Genomic DNA, 13352 nt, shown 5'->3' on the forward strand with positions numbered 1-13352 from the left:
GAACCGATGAAACGGGCCCCTGCCGGTGACGGAAGTCACGGCAGGGGCCCGTTTTTCGTTTCCGCGATCCCTGTGAGGCATCACACAGCCTGGTCAGGCCCACGGTGGGCCTCGTGCGTGGACTGTCTCACGGGTGCTGGGTGGTCGCTGTGAGCCGGGCCGGTCAGGGCGAAGTCCCGGATCCGGTCTCCCCCAGTGTCCGTCCCGGGGCGAAGCGTTCCCGTACGGCGGGGTCGTTCAGGAGGCGGGGTGGGTAGCCGGGGCCGGTGCGGGCGGTGAGGTGCCGGGGGTGCAGGGGCTCGGCGCAGGAGGAGCAGACGACCCGGGCCCGGGTGTCGTGGTCGCAGGGCGTGTGGTGCAGGACCACCGGGGGGCCCTCGTCGCCGGCCAGCCAGCGGTCGCCCCAGGCGTTGATCGCCGCGAGGACGCCGAAGAAGTCGCGGCCCTTGTCCGTCAGCAGGTACTCGTGGCGCACCGGGTCGGTCTGGTAGGCGCGGCGTTCCAGGAGGCCCTCGGACTCCAGGCGGCGCAGCCGGTCGGTGAGGGTGTTACGGGCGATGCCGAGCGTGCCGATGAAGCCGTCGAAGCGGGACTCGCCGTAGAAGACCTCGCGCAGCACCAGCAGGGTCCAGGCGTCGCCCAGGATGTCGGCGGTGCGGGCGATGGAGCAGGGCCAGGTGTCGAACGAGGTCCGTCGCATGGCTCCAGCCTATGGGGCTCATCCGTGTTGGTCTCATGATGAGATCCACCTCTCCTCGGGGGGCTTCATTCGCGTACGCCGGCCAGTTCCACGGGGCGGCGGCGCAGGGCGAGTGCCGCGGGGAGCGTCGCGGAGACGACGGCCAGGAGCGCGCAGGCGGCCGCTGTCGTGCCCAGGGCCTGCCACGGGAGGGTGAGGGCGGGCCGGACCGAGAGCAGTGCGAGGGCGCTCCACATGCCGGCCAGGTTGAGGGCCGCGGCCAGGAGGCCGAGGAGCGTGCCGGCGGCGACGACCGTCAGGGACTCGGCGGCCGTCAGGCGCAGGACCTGCCACCGGGTGGCGCCGGTCAGCCGCAGCACGGCCAGGTCGCGGATCCGGTCGGAGGTGGCCATGACCGTGGTGTTGGCCACGGAGATGCCCGTGTAGAGCAGGGCGATGCCGAGGACGAGCAGGAGGCCGAGGCGGGTGGTGCGGTTGGTGCCGGGGGCGGTGGCATGGAGCCATTCCTGCCGGGTGAGGACCTGCCCGTTCCCGGTGCCGAGCGCCTGGTGCAGGGCGGTGGCGACGGCGCCCGGGTGCGCGCCGTCGGCCAGGGCCACGTCGACCCGGTCGGGTGTGGCGCCCGGGGCGTTGCGGGGGGTGACGTAGACGCCGTTGTCGCCGGTGCCGGTGGTCATCACCGCGGCGATCCGAAGGGTGCGCGGTGTGCCGTCGCCGAGCCACACCCGGACCCGCTCGCCGACCCGGTGCCGCTGCCACTCCTCGTTGACGATGATCGAGTCGTCGTCGAGGGCGGACGGCTTTCCGGCCGCGAGCGGCAGGTGGGTGGTTGCCGCGAGGGGGCCTGGGGCCGCGGCTCGGGCCTCGGAGCGGACGAGGGCCACGCCGTCCTCCAGGACGTGCACGGCCGTCGTGGACGTGGGTGACACCTCGGCTCCCGGTACCGCCCGCAGCCTGCGGAGGGTCGCGGCGTCGAAGGCCGTTCCGGCCGCCGGGGTGACGACGAAGGCGGCGGTGGTGCGGTCACCCGCCTCGGTGGACTTCGCGGCGTTGAGGGTCGCGGTGGCGCCGAGCAGGGAACCCGCGAGGGCGACCGTGACCAGGACGGGGGCCGCGAGCGCGGCGGTGCGGCGTACCCCGGCGGCGGTGTTCTCGCGGACCAGCAGGCCGCCGGCACCGGGCAGGAGGGCGGGCAGCCAAGTCAGCAGCCGGGTCAGGGGGCGCAGAACGAGCGGTGCGAGCAGGGCGGTCGCGGTGATCAGCAGCATCGGGCGGCTGATGTACGTCTTGCGCTGGAGGAGGTCGCCCGGGGCGCCGGTCAGGGCGAGGGCCAGTGTCACGGCGGCCGTCAGGAGGAGGGCCGTGCCGCACAGCAGGCGGCCGGGCGTCAGTGTGCTGCCGTCGGCCGAGGCCTGGCGCAGTGCCTCGGTGGGGGCGGTGCGGCCGGCCCGCCAGGAGGCCGCGGTCGCTCCGCCGAGGGCCACGAGCAGGCCGGTCCAGAAGGCCGCGTGGTAGGGCCAGGTGTGGTCGCCGATGGTGAACCAGGCCGGGGCGAGGCCCTCGGCGGCCACCCGGCCGGCCAGCAGCGGTGCCCCGTAGGAGCCGAGGGCGCAGCCGGCGGCCGAGGCGAGGACGCCGACGGCGAGGGCCTCGGTGAGGACGCTCCGGCGGATCTGGCCCGGGGTCGCTCCGGCGGTGCGCAGCAGGGCGAACTCCCGGCGCCGCTGGGCGACGGCGAAGGCGAAGGTCGACGCCACGACGAACACCGACACGAAGGCGGTGACGCCGCCGGCGGTGCCGAACAGGGAGTTCATCGCGGTGAGCGCCTCGCCGTCCCGGCCGGGGTCGGCGTCGGCGAGGCGGCGTGCGTTCCCGGTGAGGACCTGGGCGCTGTCTCCCGCGGTCTTCCGTACGGCCTCTCGTACGGCCGCCGGATCCGCCGTGACCGCCAACTGGTGCACGGGAGGGGACAGTTCGGCGGCGCGGGCGTCGGTGAAGAACACGGCGTTCTCGAAGCCGCGGGAGGTCAGGGTGCCGACGACGCGCACGGTGCCCCGGTCTGTGCGCAGTTGCCGGCCGAGGTGGGCCCAGTTGCCGGTGACGGCCGCCTCGTCGGCGGTGCGGGGCGCTCGGCCGGTGGCGAGGTCGTAGGGGGCGAACGCGGCGGTGGACCAGGGGTGGCCGACCAGGCCGGTGGGGGTGTCCGCGGCGCGTACGGGGAAGGAGCGGTCCGCGACGACGGGCCCCAGTTCGCGCAACTCCTCGATCGCCGCGGCGGGTACCGGGCGCGGGTGGGCGAGCCGGGACGTGCGGTCGCCGATCGGGGTCGGTACGCGCAGGGTGTCCTGGCCCTTGACGACGACCGGGGCGGCGGCGAAACGCTCGGGGCTCCGCTGCGGGGCGGTGGCGGAGGAGGCCAGGGCCAGGCCCGTCACGGTGAGCAGGGCCACGCCCAGGGAGAGCGCGACGAAGCTGCCGGTGAAGGAGGCCCAGCGGGTTCGCAGGGTGCGCAGGGCGATGCTCAGCACGGGAGGGCCTCCGGGCGGGGTGTGCGGGCGGTGGGGGTCTTCGGACATGGCGTGCGCGGGGCGATGGTCTTCAGGCGGGTCACGCGCACGGCACGGCCTCCAGGCGGGTCATGCGCGCGGCGACGGTCTCGGCGTCCGGGCCGGTCAGCTCGCCGTGGACGCGGCCGTCGACGAGGAAGAGCACGCGGTCGGCGTGCGCGGCGGCGACCGGGTCGTGGGTGACCATGACGATCGTCTGGCCCTCGTGGTCGACCATGTCGCGCAGCAGACCGAGCACCGCGCGGCCGGTGCGGGTGTCCAGCGCACCGGTCGGCTCGTCGGCGAACAGCACCTCGGGGCGGGTGATCAACGCCCGGGCCAGGGCGACGCGTTGCTGCTGGCCGCCGGAGAGCTGGGACGGCCGGTGCCGGGCCCGGTCGGCCAGGCCGACCCGCTGGAGCGCCTGACGCACCCGGGTCTTCGGGACGCGGCGGCCGGCCAGGCGCAGCGGCAGGGCCACGTTCTGCTCGGCGGTCAGCGAGGGCAGCAGGTTGAACGCCTGGAAGACGAACCCGACGCGCTCGCGGCGCAGCAGGGTCAGCCGCCGCTCGCTCAGGCCGGTCAGTTCCGTGCCGCCGACGGTGACCGAGCCGGAGGTGGGCCGGTCCAGGCCCGCGGCGCACTGGAGCAGGGTGGACTTGCCGGAGCCGGAGGGGCCCATGACGGCGGTGAAGGTCCCGGCGGGGAACGACAGCGACACCCCGTCGAGTGCGGTGACGGCTCCGTACGTCCTGGTGACCGAGTCCAGCTGGATGGCGTTCATGTGCCTGCCTCACGTCGATTGACCGGGCTCCAAGGACATCGCGTGGAGGCCGGCCGGCACAGTGCGGCGGGACCTAGACCTGGGGTAGGGCCAGGCATACCCCCGGGCCTCCGCCTGAGCCCATGGCCTGGCACCCGGCCGGCTTCTACGGTGATCCCCATGCACCCTCGGAACGTATGGCAGGCCCTGTCCCGCCCCGGCTACGCGCTGTCGGCGTGGCCCTGGCGGTCGGCCGGGTATCTGCTCAGCGGCACGGTGACCGGAGTCGTCGTACTCGTGGGCATCGTGCTGTCGGCGGTCGCGGGCGGGGTGCTCGCACTGGCGCTGGTGGGGCTGCCGCTGCTGCTGTGCACGGTCCTGGCGGGTATCCCGGTGGCGGCGCTGGAGCGGCTGCGGCTGCGGCTGGTCGACCCGGAGCCCGCGCCCGATCCGCACGAGCCGCCCGGCGACCCGGGCCTGCGGGCCTGGCTGACGACCCGGCTGCGGGAGCGGGCCACCTGGCGGGAGTTCGGCCACGCCCTGCTGTTCGCGGGGCTGTTGTGGCCGGTCGACGCCCTCGCGCTCGCGGTGGGCGTGGTGTGCCCGTTGTCCGTGGTCGCCACGCCGGTGCTCCTGGCCGCCTTCGGTGAGGCGAAGGTGCTCAAGGTGTGGCTCGTCACCACCTGGCCGGCCGCCTTCGGGTTCGCCCTCCTCGGGCTGGTGCTGCTCGTCCTGGGCGCCTATCTGCTGGGTGTGGTGGCCGGGGCCCGGGCCGGGCTGACGCGGCTGCTGATCGCGCCGCGCGAGGCGGACCTGGGGGCCAGGGTGGTCGAACTGGCCCGGTCCCGGGTGCGGTTGGTGGACGCCTTCGAGGCGGAGCGGCGGCGGATCGAGCGCGACCTGCACGACGGGGCGCAGCAGCGGCTCGTCGCCCTGACGATGACGCTCGGCCTGGCCCGTCTCGACGCGCCGCCCGGCCCGCTGGCCGACCAGCTCGCCAAGGCCCACGAGGAGGCGGGCACGGCCCTCGCGGAACTGCGCGAGCTCATCCACGGCATCCACCCCAAGGTCCTCGCCGACTACGGTCTCGAGGCCGCGGTCGCCGACGCCGCCGACCGCTCGGCCGTGCCCGTGGACGTCGACCTCGAGCTGCCCGGGCGGCTCTCGCAGGCCGTCGAGGCCGCCGCGTACTTCGTGGTGTGCGAGGCGCTCGCCAACGTGGGCCGGCACAGCGGGGCGAGCCGGGCGCGGGTGAGCGGCGGGCACCGCGACGGCCGGCTGTTCCTGCTGGTCCGCGACGACGGGTGCGGGGGTGCGCGGGCCGGTGCGGGCAGCGGACTGACCGGACTCGCCGACCGGGTGTCGGTGCTCGATGGCAGACTCTCCCTGTCCAGCCCGCCCGGCGGACCGACCCTGCTGCGTGTGGAGATCCCCTGTGAGCCTGCGAGTTGACCGGCCGTGACGCTGCGAGTCGAACGGCCGCTGAGGGTCGTCCTGGCCGAGGACAGCGTGCTGCTGCGGGACGGGCTGGTCGGGCTGCTCGGCCGCTGCGGGCACGAGGTCGTCGCCGCCGTGGGGGACGCCGAGGCGCTGGTCGCGGCGGTCGGGGAGCACGCGCCCGACGTGGTCGTGACGGACGTACGGATGCCGCCCGGGTTCCAGGACGAGGGCCTGCACGCGGCCGTGCGGCTGCGCCGGGAGCGGCCCACGCTGCCCGTCCTGGTCCTCAGCCAGTACGTGCAGCGCCGGTACGCCGCCGAGCTGCTGGACTCCGGCGACGGCACCGGCGTCGGCTACCTGCTGAAGGACCGCGTCGGCCAGGTCGAGGAGTTCGTCGAGGCCCTCGGCGAGGTGGCCGACGGCGGCACGGTCGTCGACCCCGAGGTCGTACGGCAGTTGCTGCGCCGCCGCCGCGACCCGCTGGAGCGGCTCACCCCGCGTGAGCGCGAGGTGCTGGCGCTGATCGCGCAGGGCCGGTCCAACGGCGCGATCGCCCGCGAACTGGTCGTCTCCGAAGCGGCCGTGGGCAAGCACATCTCCGGCATCCTCATGAAGCTCGACCTGCCGCCCGCGGACGAGACCCACCGCCGGGTGCTGGCGGTGCTGGCGTATCTGCGGGCGTGAAGATCGCGCGTAGGGATCGGGCGTAGGGATACCGAGACCGGTCCTCCCCTGGCCGACACTCTGTGAAGCAGTGGCCAAAACAAACCGGATGGCAAGTTTTTTCGGTGGCCGGATCGCACCATGGTTCCCCAGCCTCTGGACCAAGGAGCGAAGTGTCATGGCACAGCAGGCCTGTCCCTTCCTGACGATCGACCCGTCAGGCCAGGACCTCTACGGAGAGATAGCCCGGATCCGGACCCAAGGACCGGCCGTGGAAGTGGAACTCCCCGGCGGTGTACGGGCGTGGTGGATCAACGGTCTGGAGCTGAACAAGCGGCTCCTGACCGGGCCCGAGACGAGCAAGGACGCCTTCCGGCACTGGCCGGCCTGGATCAACGGGGACATCTCCAGCACCTGGCCCCTCGCGATCTGGGTCTCGGTGCGCAACATGGTCACCGCCTACGGCACCGACCACACCCGGCTGCGCAAGCCGATGGCCGCCGCCTTCACCAAGCGGCGCGTCGACGCGCTCCTCCCGCGCGTCCAGGAGATCGTCGACCGGGCCCTGGACGACCTGGAGCGGATACCGGAGGGCGAAGTCGTCGACCTGCGGGCGTCGTTCGCGGCGTCGGTGCCGCACGAGGTGGTGTGCGAACTCTTCGGCGTACCGCCCGGCGAGGACGGCCCGCGCGCGGCCCTGTACCGCATCATCGGCCGCTTCTTCGACACGGCGATCTCCCTGGAGGACGCCCAGGCGAACGGGGTCGAGCTGTACGGCACGCTCACCGCGTTCCTCCAGGACAAGCGCGAGCACCCGGCCGACGACCTGACGACGGCTCTCATCGCCGCCCGTGACGAAGGCAGCCTCAGCGAGCAGGAGTTGATGGACAACCTGATCCTGCTGCTCACCGCGGGTTTCGAGACGACCGTCAACCTCATCGACAACACCGTGCACAGCCTGCTCGCCCACCCCGACCAGCTCGAACTGGTCCGCTCCGGCCGCGCGACCTGGGAGGACGCCCTGGAGGAGTCGCTGCGCCTCGAGGCGCCGGGTGCCATGTCGGGCCTGCGGTACGCCGTCGAGGACATCGAGATCGAGCCGGGGCTGACGATCCCGAAGGGCGATCCGCTCGTGGTGTCCTTCGCCGGCGCCGGACGCGATCCCGAGCGGCACGGCCCGGACGCCGAGCGGTTCGACCTCACCCGCGCCACCAGCCGCGACCATGTCTCCTTCGGCCACGGCGTGCACCACTGCCTGGGCCGTCCGCTGGCCATGGCCGAGGCGACGGCGGCCCTGGCGTCGCTGTTCGACCGCTTCCCGCGACTGGCCCTGGCCGACCCGTCCCGTCCGCCGAAGCGGCTGCGCTCCATCATCTCGACGGGGCACGAGGAACTGCCCGTACTGCTGCACGGACCCCGTCCCGTGGAGTGAGGAGTCGGTCAGGGAGCCGTCCGGTCTGCGAGGTACGAGCGGTACCAGGGGGCCGCCCTGGTGAAGGCTGCTTGGAAGCCCTCGCCGGGCGGGCAGTCGAGGTCTTTCCAGAAGGCGTCGTCCTCGAACCAGTGGTCGACCGTGAGCATGCCGAGGTGATGGAGGGCGAGCGGTGTCCCGGCGGCCCGTTCCAGGGCGGTGGCGACGTCCACCGAGGCATCGGCGCCGGGCACCTCCAGCCGCTTGCTCACGGCGCCGAGCAGGTCAGCAACCGCGACCGGCTCGGGGTGGTTGACGTGGTGCACACCGCCGCCGTGCGCCGGGGACAGGGCCGCCGCCACCACCGCACGGCCCAGGGTGGTGACGTCGATCATCGACTGGAGCGCCTGGCAGCCGGTCAGGGTCGCCGACAACTCGCCCAGCAGCCAGACCAGTCCGGGCACGACCCAGCGGTCGCCCTCGCCGTGGATGAGGTGCGGCCGCAGCACCAGGCCGCCCGCGTCGAGGACGTGCCGTTCGGCGGCGGCCCGGGTGCGGCTGGTGGCCGACGCGGGCGCGATCGGCACCTCCCCGGGGCGTACGCCGCGGAAGGGGCCCCGGCCGTACACGGCGGCCGTGCTCACGTACACGATCCGGCCCACTCCGCAGCGCACGGCCTCCTCGACCAGGGCCTTCGTGCCCACGTCGTTGACGGCTTCCAGGGTCTCGGCGTCGCCGCTGATCCGGGTGGCGCAGTGCACCAGGACGTCGGTGCCCGCGCAGACGCCGCGCAGGGAGGCCGGGTCGCCGAGGTCGCCGTGGACGGATGCGGGGCCGGTCGGTGTCCGCCGGGACAACCGCCGTACACGCACACCGGGTTGCCGGTGTGCGGCGGCGGCCACCTGGCCGCCGACGAAGCCGCTCGCGCCCGTGATCAGAAGGTCGGCCGTCACGACGGCGACGGTACCCGGGAGGGCCGTGCGGAGGTCAGGGTCGCCGTGAAGACGGACTCGCCGTCCTGCCGCCCGCAGACCCGTACGGTCACCTCCTCCGCGTCCGTGCCGAGCACCTCGGTCTCCAGCCGGCAGGGGCTGTGCAGCTCGGCGTACCGGGCGAAGGTGGCCGTCATCGCGCGGGGCAGGAAGGGGTGCTGACCTGTCACGGCGGTCGCGGCCTGGCGGGCCGCCTCGAAGAGGGCCATGCCCGGCACATGGTCGTTGGGGCGAGGGAAGAGGACCGGGTGCCGGGTGTCCACGCGCAGCAGCCAGACCCCGGGGCGCTCGGCGGGGGCGAGGACGACGTCCTCGGCACGGGAGCGGCCGGCGAGCGCGGGCGCTATGCCCGCCGGCAGCGGCACCGGAGTCCCCAGGGCCGCCAACTGCCGTTCACGCAGGCGGCGGTAGGCGAGCGGCGAGGTGCAGCCGGTGCTGCCGGTGCCGCGGGCGACGAAGCGTCCCGCGCGGCGGAACTCCATCGTGGTCCGCATGCTGCTCAGGGTGCGGCCGCGGCGGCGTATCTCGGAGCACACGACGTCGATGTCGACCGGTTCGGCCGCCTCCGACAGCGGGAGCGCGGACGGGTCGGCGAAGACCGTCAGGTCCCACATGACGAAGTGGGTGTCGGGCGGGGCGCCGTACTCGGCGTGGGCGAGCACCATCGAGGCCTGCCGCAAGGTCTCGCCCACGATCATCGGGTCCTGATGGCGGTCGTCGACGGGGCCGAAGAAGGGGTGGTCGGCCGGCCAGTGCGCGGTGAAGCGGAAGCGGGTGTCGGAGATTCGGCGCCACCGGGCGGGGAAGACGTCGGTGTCGCTGGTGCGGTGGGCGAGGGTGGTGGTGACGGCGCGATCGGTGGTGCGGGGGGTGGTGTGGGGATGGGGCTCGCGCTCGGTTTGTGGCGCGTTCTCGACGGCCGCAACGGTTGCGTTTGCCGGACGGGCCTCGCGTCCGGTCTGATCGTCCGTGGGTGCGCTTAAAGGGCCTGTCTGCGGCATGAGAACCCCCAGGATCGCCTGCCTGACTGCGGTCGGTATGTGATGTTGTCGTTTGACTAACATACGGACGAGCCGGTTTTTTTCAATGGGTGAGCCAAGCCGCTGGGACAGGCTCTCGCGCCCCCGCTGCACAGTGACTTCACAGGGATCGACGGAGATCAGGAGGCACCCGATGGCGCGACAGGAGCGCGCGATCCGCACCCGGCGGACCATCCTGGAGGCGGCGGCGGCCGTCTTCGACGAACGCGGCTACACCTCGGCGACCATCGGAGAGATCCTGGACCGGGCGGGCGTCACCAAAGGCGCGCTGTACTTCCATTTCGGCTCCAAGGAGGAGCTCGCGGTGGGGATTTTCGAGGAGCAGCTCGCGATCACCCTCCCCCCGCAGTCCAGCAAGCTCCAGGAACTCGTCGACTCCGGTCTGGTGCTGGCCCGCCGGCTGCGGTCCGAGCCGCTGGTGCGGGCCAGTGTGGGGCTCGCCCTCGACCAGGGCGCCATGGACCTGGACCGCGCACAGGCCTTCGGAATGTGGTTCGACCAGAACGTGCAGCGGCTGGCCGAGGCCAAGGAACAGGGCGAACTGCTGCAGCACGTCGACGTGGCGGAGACGGCCGAACTGCTGGTCGGCAGCTTCTCGGGGGTGCAGCTGCTGTCCCAGCTGCGCTGCCAGCGCCGGGATCTGGAACGCCGGGTCGTCGTGATGTTCGAGCACTTCCTGCCGAGCATCTGCGTGCCCGCGGTGCTGGCACGGATCGATGTCTCGGTGGGACGGGTGGAGCGGGTGCTCGCCGAGGCGGAGGTGGCGGAAGGCCGGGTGCTGCCCGCTCCCGCGTGAGGTGTCCACCGCCGGGAGTTGTCCACAGCCCGGGAGTTGTCCACAGGGTCTGACGCGTTTCAGCCGCCCGGATGTACGGTCGGCACGAGTTGATGTTCGTGCGCGTGCGGGGGAGGCGGTTGGGATGACCAGGGCTGGTGTGGGGTCCGAGGGTATGGCAGGGGACGGGGCGGACCGTCGGCTTCCGAGGGTGCGCGGCTTCGCCGAGTGGCCGGCCGAGGGTTCGCCGAAGGACGAGGGCAAGGCCCTGCGCAAGCGGATCCCGCGTAGTGCGCACTCCCTCCTCGACCTGGACGCGTCCCGGCCCGACGCGGTGAGCGCGGTCGAGGAGTCGGGCCGCGGCAGGCTCCCCGAGCTCACCCCGATCCGGGTCGGCCGCATGGCCGCCACCCCGTTCGCGTTCCTGCGCGGCTCGGCCGGCCTGATGGCACACGACCTGGCCCGCACCCCCATGACCCGGATCCGGGCCCAGATCTGCGGCGACGCCCACGCGGCGAATTTCGGCCTGTACGCCGACGCGCGCGGCGGCCTCGTCATGGATCTGAACGACTTCGACGAAACGGTGCACGGCCCCTGGGAGTGGGACCTCAAGCGCCTGGCGACCTCCCTGGTGCTCGCGGGCCGGGAGGCCGGAGCGGGCGAGGACCGGTGCCGCAAGGCGGCGTTCGACGCGGTGGGCGCCTACCGCCGCACCATGCGGCTGCTGGCCAAGCTCCCGGTGCTGGACGCGTGGCACGCCATCGCGGACGAGGAGCTCGTCTCCCACGCGGACGCCCATGACCTGCTCGGCACCCTGGAGCGGGTCTCCGAGAGGGCCCGCCACAACACGAGCGGGCGCTTCGCGGCCAAGTCGACGGAGGCCACACCGGGCGGCGGGCGCCGGTTCGTCGACGCCCCGCCGGTGCTGCGGCGCGTCCCGGACGCGGAGGCCGCGGCGGTCGCCGCCTCCCTGGAGGAGTACGTCGGCACCCTGCCGGAGGACCGCCTTCCGCTCCTCGCCCGGCACTCGGTGCACGACGTGGCGTTCCGCGTCGTCGGCACCGGCAGCGTCGGCACCCGGTCCTACGTCGTGCTGCTCCTGGACCACCGGGGCGAGCCGCTGGTGCTCCAGGTGAAGGAGGCGAGGTCCTCGGCGCTGGTGCCGCATCTGGCGACGGCCGGTTTCGAGGCGCCCCAGGCCCAGCACGAGGGCCGGCGGGTCGTGCTGGGCCAGAAGCGGATGCAGGTCGTCAGCGACAGCCTGCTGGGCTGGACGACGGTCGACGGCCTCCCCTTCCAGGTCCGCCAGTTCCGCAACCGCAAGGGCAGCGTCGATCCGGCCGCGCTGGCCGCCGACGAGGTAGACGACTACGGCCGGATGACCGGCGCGCTCCTGGCCCGGGCCCACTCCCACAGCGCCGATCCTCGCCTCGTCGCCGGGTACTGCGGCAAGAGCGAGGAACTGGACGAGGCGATGGCGGGATTCGCCGTGGCTTACGCGGACCGGACCGAGGCGGACCACGCGGAGCTGGTGGCGGGGGTGCGGGCGGGGAAGGTCGCCGCGGAGCTGGGGGTGTGACCCCTTGAGGTGCTTCCGGCGCGTGGCCGCCCGGGGCGCGGTGTGGCCTAGGCTGGTCGGGTGACGACCCCGGAAGCTGAGCAGGGCGGTGGCGGCGCCGATGAGGAACGGGTGACGCCCGAGGGCGACGCGGCCCGCGCCGAAGGTGACGCGGCCCGGCCCGAGGAGCGGCTCGAGCGGGCCGTGCGGGCCGCCGAGCAGGCGTTGATCGAGTACGAGATCGCGGTGGAGACCTTCCGCGTCGAGGTCGAGAACTTCTCCCGGCTGCACGAACAGAAGCTCGGCCCGCTCTACGCCCGGCTGGAGGACCTGGACGCCCGGATCCTGGAGGCCAGGGCCGCCCGCAGCGGCGACCCCGACGACCTGCGGCGTGCGGAGGAAGCCCGGTCGCGGCTGGCGCCGATCCCCGGTGTCGAGGAGCTGCTGCACGGCTGGATGGACGACAGCGGCCTCTTCCCGGAGGCCGTGGCGATGCTCACCGACCAGGCGGTCCGGCCCCCGCAGCGGGTCCGCCCCAGCGAGGAGGCCCGCAAGCTCTACCGGGACCTGGCCCGCAAGGCGCACCCGGACCTGGCCCAGGAGGAGAAGGAGCGCGAGCGGCGCGAGGAGTTCATCACCCGGGTCAACGCCGCCTACGCCCGCGGCGACGCGGCGGAGCTGCGCGAACTCGCCGAGGAGTGGGCCAGGGGGCCCGAGCTGAAGCGGGGCCCGAGCCGCGCCGAGGAGCTCTACCACCGCCTGGAGTGGCTCGCCCAGCGCAAGGAACTGCTCGCCCTGCTCGCCAAGGAGCTGGAGGAGAGCGCCATCGGCCACATGCTCCAGCTGGCTCCCGACGACCCGGACCGGCTGCTGGACGAGATCGGGCAGCAGCTGCGCACCCAGGTCACCGAGCGGGAGACGGAGCTGGCCACGCTGCTCGGCGAGGGCTGAGCCGCTGGGGCTGAGCCGCGTCCCGTCCGGCCCGTGGGGCGGGTCGGGTAGCGTCGGAGGCATGAGTTTTGGAGCTGGTGTGCCCACGGTCGAGGTCGGGGACCTCAAGGACGGCGACTTCCTGCTGGACGTCCGGGAGGACGACGAGTGGAAGGCCGGTCACGCCGAAGGGGCGCTGCACATCCCCATCAGTGAGTTCGTCGCCCGGTACGGCGAGCTGACCGAGGCCGCCCCGCAGGACGGTCGCGTCCATGTGATCTGCCGCTCCGGCGGCCGGTCCGCCCAGGTCACGATGTACCTGGCCCAGCAGGGCGTCGACGCCGTGAACGTCGACGGCGGCATGCAGGTGTGGGAGGCGGCGGGCCGTCCAGTGGTGACGGAGGACGGGCAGCAGGGATTCGTTCTGTAGCGCCTCCCGTCTAGGGCCTGTCGTTTGGATCACGGCGCAGGGAATCGGCAGCACTTCTTCGACGCCGGTGAGCGGGGCCTGGTGCGTGCAGCTGCAAGGCGGAG

12 protein-coding genes are annotated in these 13352 nt (G+C 73.5%); 7 read left to right on the forward strand and 5 right to left on the reverse strand.

Translation table 11 applies throughout. The features are described from left to right. Positions 1 to 163 precede the first annotated feature (163 nt). The 3 genes from ACFZBT_RS18390 to ACFZBT_RS18400 all read right to left on the reverse strand — a co-directional run bounded on the left by ACFZBT_RS18390 (position 164) and on the right by ACFZBT_RS18400 (position 4030). Positions 164 to 700 (reverse strand): winged helix-turn-helix transcriptional regulator, encoded by a 537-nt coding sequence (locus ACFZBT_RS18390; protein WP_391104418.1) that lies wholly within the window; start codon positions 698 to 700, stop codon positions 164 to 166. Between the two features lie 65 nt (positions 701 to 765). Then, positions 766 to 3228 carry an FtsX-like permease family protein gene (locus tag ACFZBT_RS18395; protein ID WP_391104421.1) on the reverse strand — a complete coding sequence of 821 codons (2463 nt, stop codon included), beginning with the start codon at positions 3226 to 3228 and terminating at the stop codon, positions 766 to 768. 79 nt (positions 3229 to 3307) lie between these two features. Beyond that, on the reverse strand, positions 3308 to 4030 hold the full coding sequence (locus ACFZBT_RS18400; RefSeq protein ID WP_391104424.1) for an ATP-binding cassette domain-containing protein: 723 nt from the start codon (positions 4028 to 4030) through the stop codon (positions 3308 to 3310). A 159-nt stretch (positions 4031 to 4189) separates the two neighbouring features. Between ACFZBT_RS18400 and ACFZBT_RS18405 the strand changes: the two genes are divergently transcribed. From ACFZBT_RS18405 to ACFZBT_RS18415, 3 genes are all read left to right on the forward strand, one after another. Further along, complete coding sequence (locus ACFZBT_RS18405; RefSeq protein WP_391104427.1) at positions 4190 to 5461, forward strand: sensor domain-containing protein; 1272 nt, start codon at positions 4190 to 4192, stop codon at positions 5459 to 5461. Between the two features lie 12 nt (positions 5462 to 5473). After that, positions 5474 to 6133, forward strand: coding sequence for a response regulator (locus tag ACFZBT_RS18410; protein WP_391104477.1), 660 nt, complete (start codon positions 5474 to 5476; stop codon positions 6131 to 6133). A gap of 157 nt (positions 6134 to 6290) precedes the next feature. Then, positions 6291 to 7544 carry a cytochrome P450 gene (locus ACFZBT_RS18415; RefSeq protein WP_391104430.1) on the forward strand — a complete coding sequence of 418 codons (1254 nt, stop codon included), beginning with the start codon at positions 6291 to 6293 and terminating at the stop codon, positions 7542 to 7544. An 8-nt stretch (positions 7545 to 7552) separates the two neighbouring features. On the opposite strand, the gene ACFZBT_RS18420 is transcribed toward ACFZBT_RS18415, so the two are convergent. After that, entirely contained in the window at positions 7553 to 8476 is a 924-nt protein-coding gene (locus ACFZBT_RS18420; protein WP_391104433.1) for an NAD-dependent epimerase/dehydratase family protein, read from the reverse strand. After that, complete coding sequence (locus ACFZBT_RS18425; protein ID WP_391104436.1) at positions 8473 to 9516, reverse strand: ScbA/BarX family gamma-butyrolactone biosynthesis protein; 1044 nt, start codon at positions 9514 to 9516, stop codon at positions 8473 to 8475. The genes ACFZBT_RS18420 and ACFZBT_RS18425 overlap by 4 nt, the downstream gene beginning before the upstream one ends. A 172-nt stretch (positions 9517 to 9688) precedes the next feature. Between ACFZBT_RS18425 and ACFZBT_RS18430 the strand changes: the two genes are divergently transcribed. From ACFZBT_RS18430 to ACFZBT_RS18445, 4 genes are all read left to right on the forward strand, one after another. Next, the gene (locus ACFZBT_RS18430) at positions 9689 to 10351 is read left to right on the forward strand and encodes a ScbR family autoregulator-binding transcription factor (RefSeq protein ID WP_391104438.1); all 663 of its coding nucleotides are present in this window, start codon (positions 9689 to 9691) and stop codon (positions 10349 to 10351) included. A gap of 154 nt (positions 10352 to 10505) precedes the next feature. After that, positions 10506 to 11909 carry a DUF2252 family protein gene (locus tag ACFZBT_RS18435; RefSeq protein WP_391104440.1) on the forward strand — a complete coding sequence of 468 codons (1404 nt, stop codon included), beginning with the start codon at positions 10506 to 10508 and terminating at the stop codon, positions 11907 to 11909. A 60-nt stretch (positions 11910 to 11969) separates the two neighbouring features. After that, the gene (locus tag ACFZBT_RS18440) at positions 11970 to 12839 is read left to right on the forward strand and encodes a hypothetical protein (RefSeq protein ID WP_391104443.1); all 870 of its coding nucleotides are present in this window, start codon (positions 11970 to 11972) and stop codon (positions 12837 to 12839) included. A 79-nt stretch (positions 12840 to 12918) separates the two neighbouring features. After that, positions 12919 to 13248, forward strand: coding sequence for a rhodanese-like domain-containing protein (locus tag ACFZBT_RS18445; protein WP_391104480.1), 330 nt, complete (start codon positions 12919 to 12921; stop codon positions 13246 to 13248). The last annotated feature ends 104 nt before the right edge of the window (positions 13249 to 13352 follow it).

The organism is Streptomyces sp. NPDC008137 (assembly GCF_042957035.1).
In the GTDB taxonomy this organism is placed as follows: domain Bacteria; phylum Actinomycetota; class Actinomycetes; order Streptomycetales; family Streptomycetaceae; genus Streptomyces.

Coding starts and splice junctions, on each gene's coding strand:
- ACFZBT_RS18390 (WP_391104418.1), bottom strand. CDS start 700: ATGCGACGGACCTCGTTCGACACCTGGCCCTGCTCCATCGCCCGCACC.
- ACFZBT_RS18400 (WP_391104424.1), bottom strand. CDS start 4,030: ATGAACGCCATCCAGCTGGACTCGGTCACCAGGACGTACGGAGCCGTC.
- ACFZBT_RS18405 (WP_391104427.1), top strand. CDS start 4,190: ATGCACCCTCGGAACGTATGGCAGGCCCTGTCCCGCCCCGGCTACGCG.
- ACFZBT_RS18415 (WP_391104430.1), top strand. CDS start 6,291: ATGGCACAGCAGGCCTGTCCCTTCCTGACGATCGACCCGTCAGGCCAG.
- ACFZBT_RS18425 (WP_391104436.1), bottom strand. CDS start 9,516: ATGCCGCAGACAGGCCCTTTAAGCGCACCCACGGACGATCAGACCGGA.
- ACFZBT_RS18430 (WP_391104438.1), top strand. CDS start 9,689: ATGGCGCGACAGGAGCGCGCGATCCGCACCCGGCGGACCATCCTGGAG.
- ACFZBT_RS18435 (WP_391104440.1), top strand. CDS start 10,506: ATGGCAGGGGACGGGGCGGACCGTCGGCTTCCGAGGGTGCGCGGCTTC.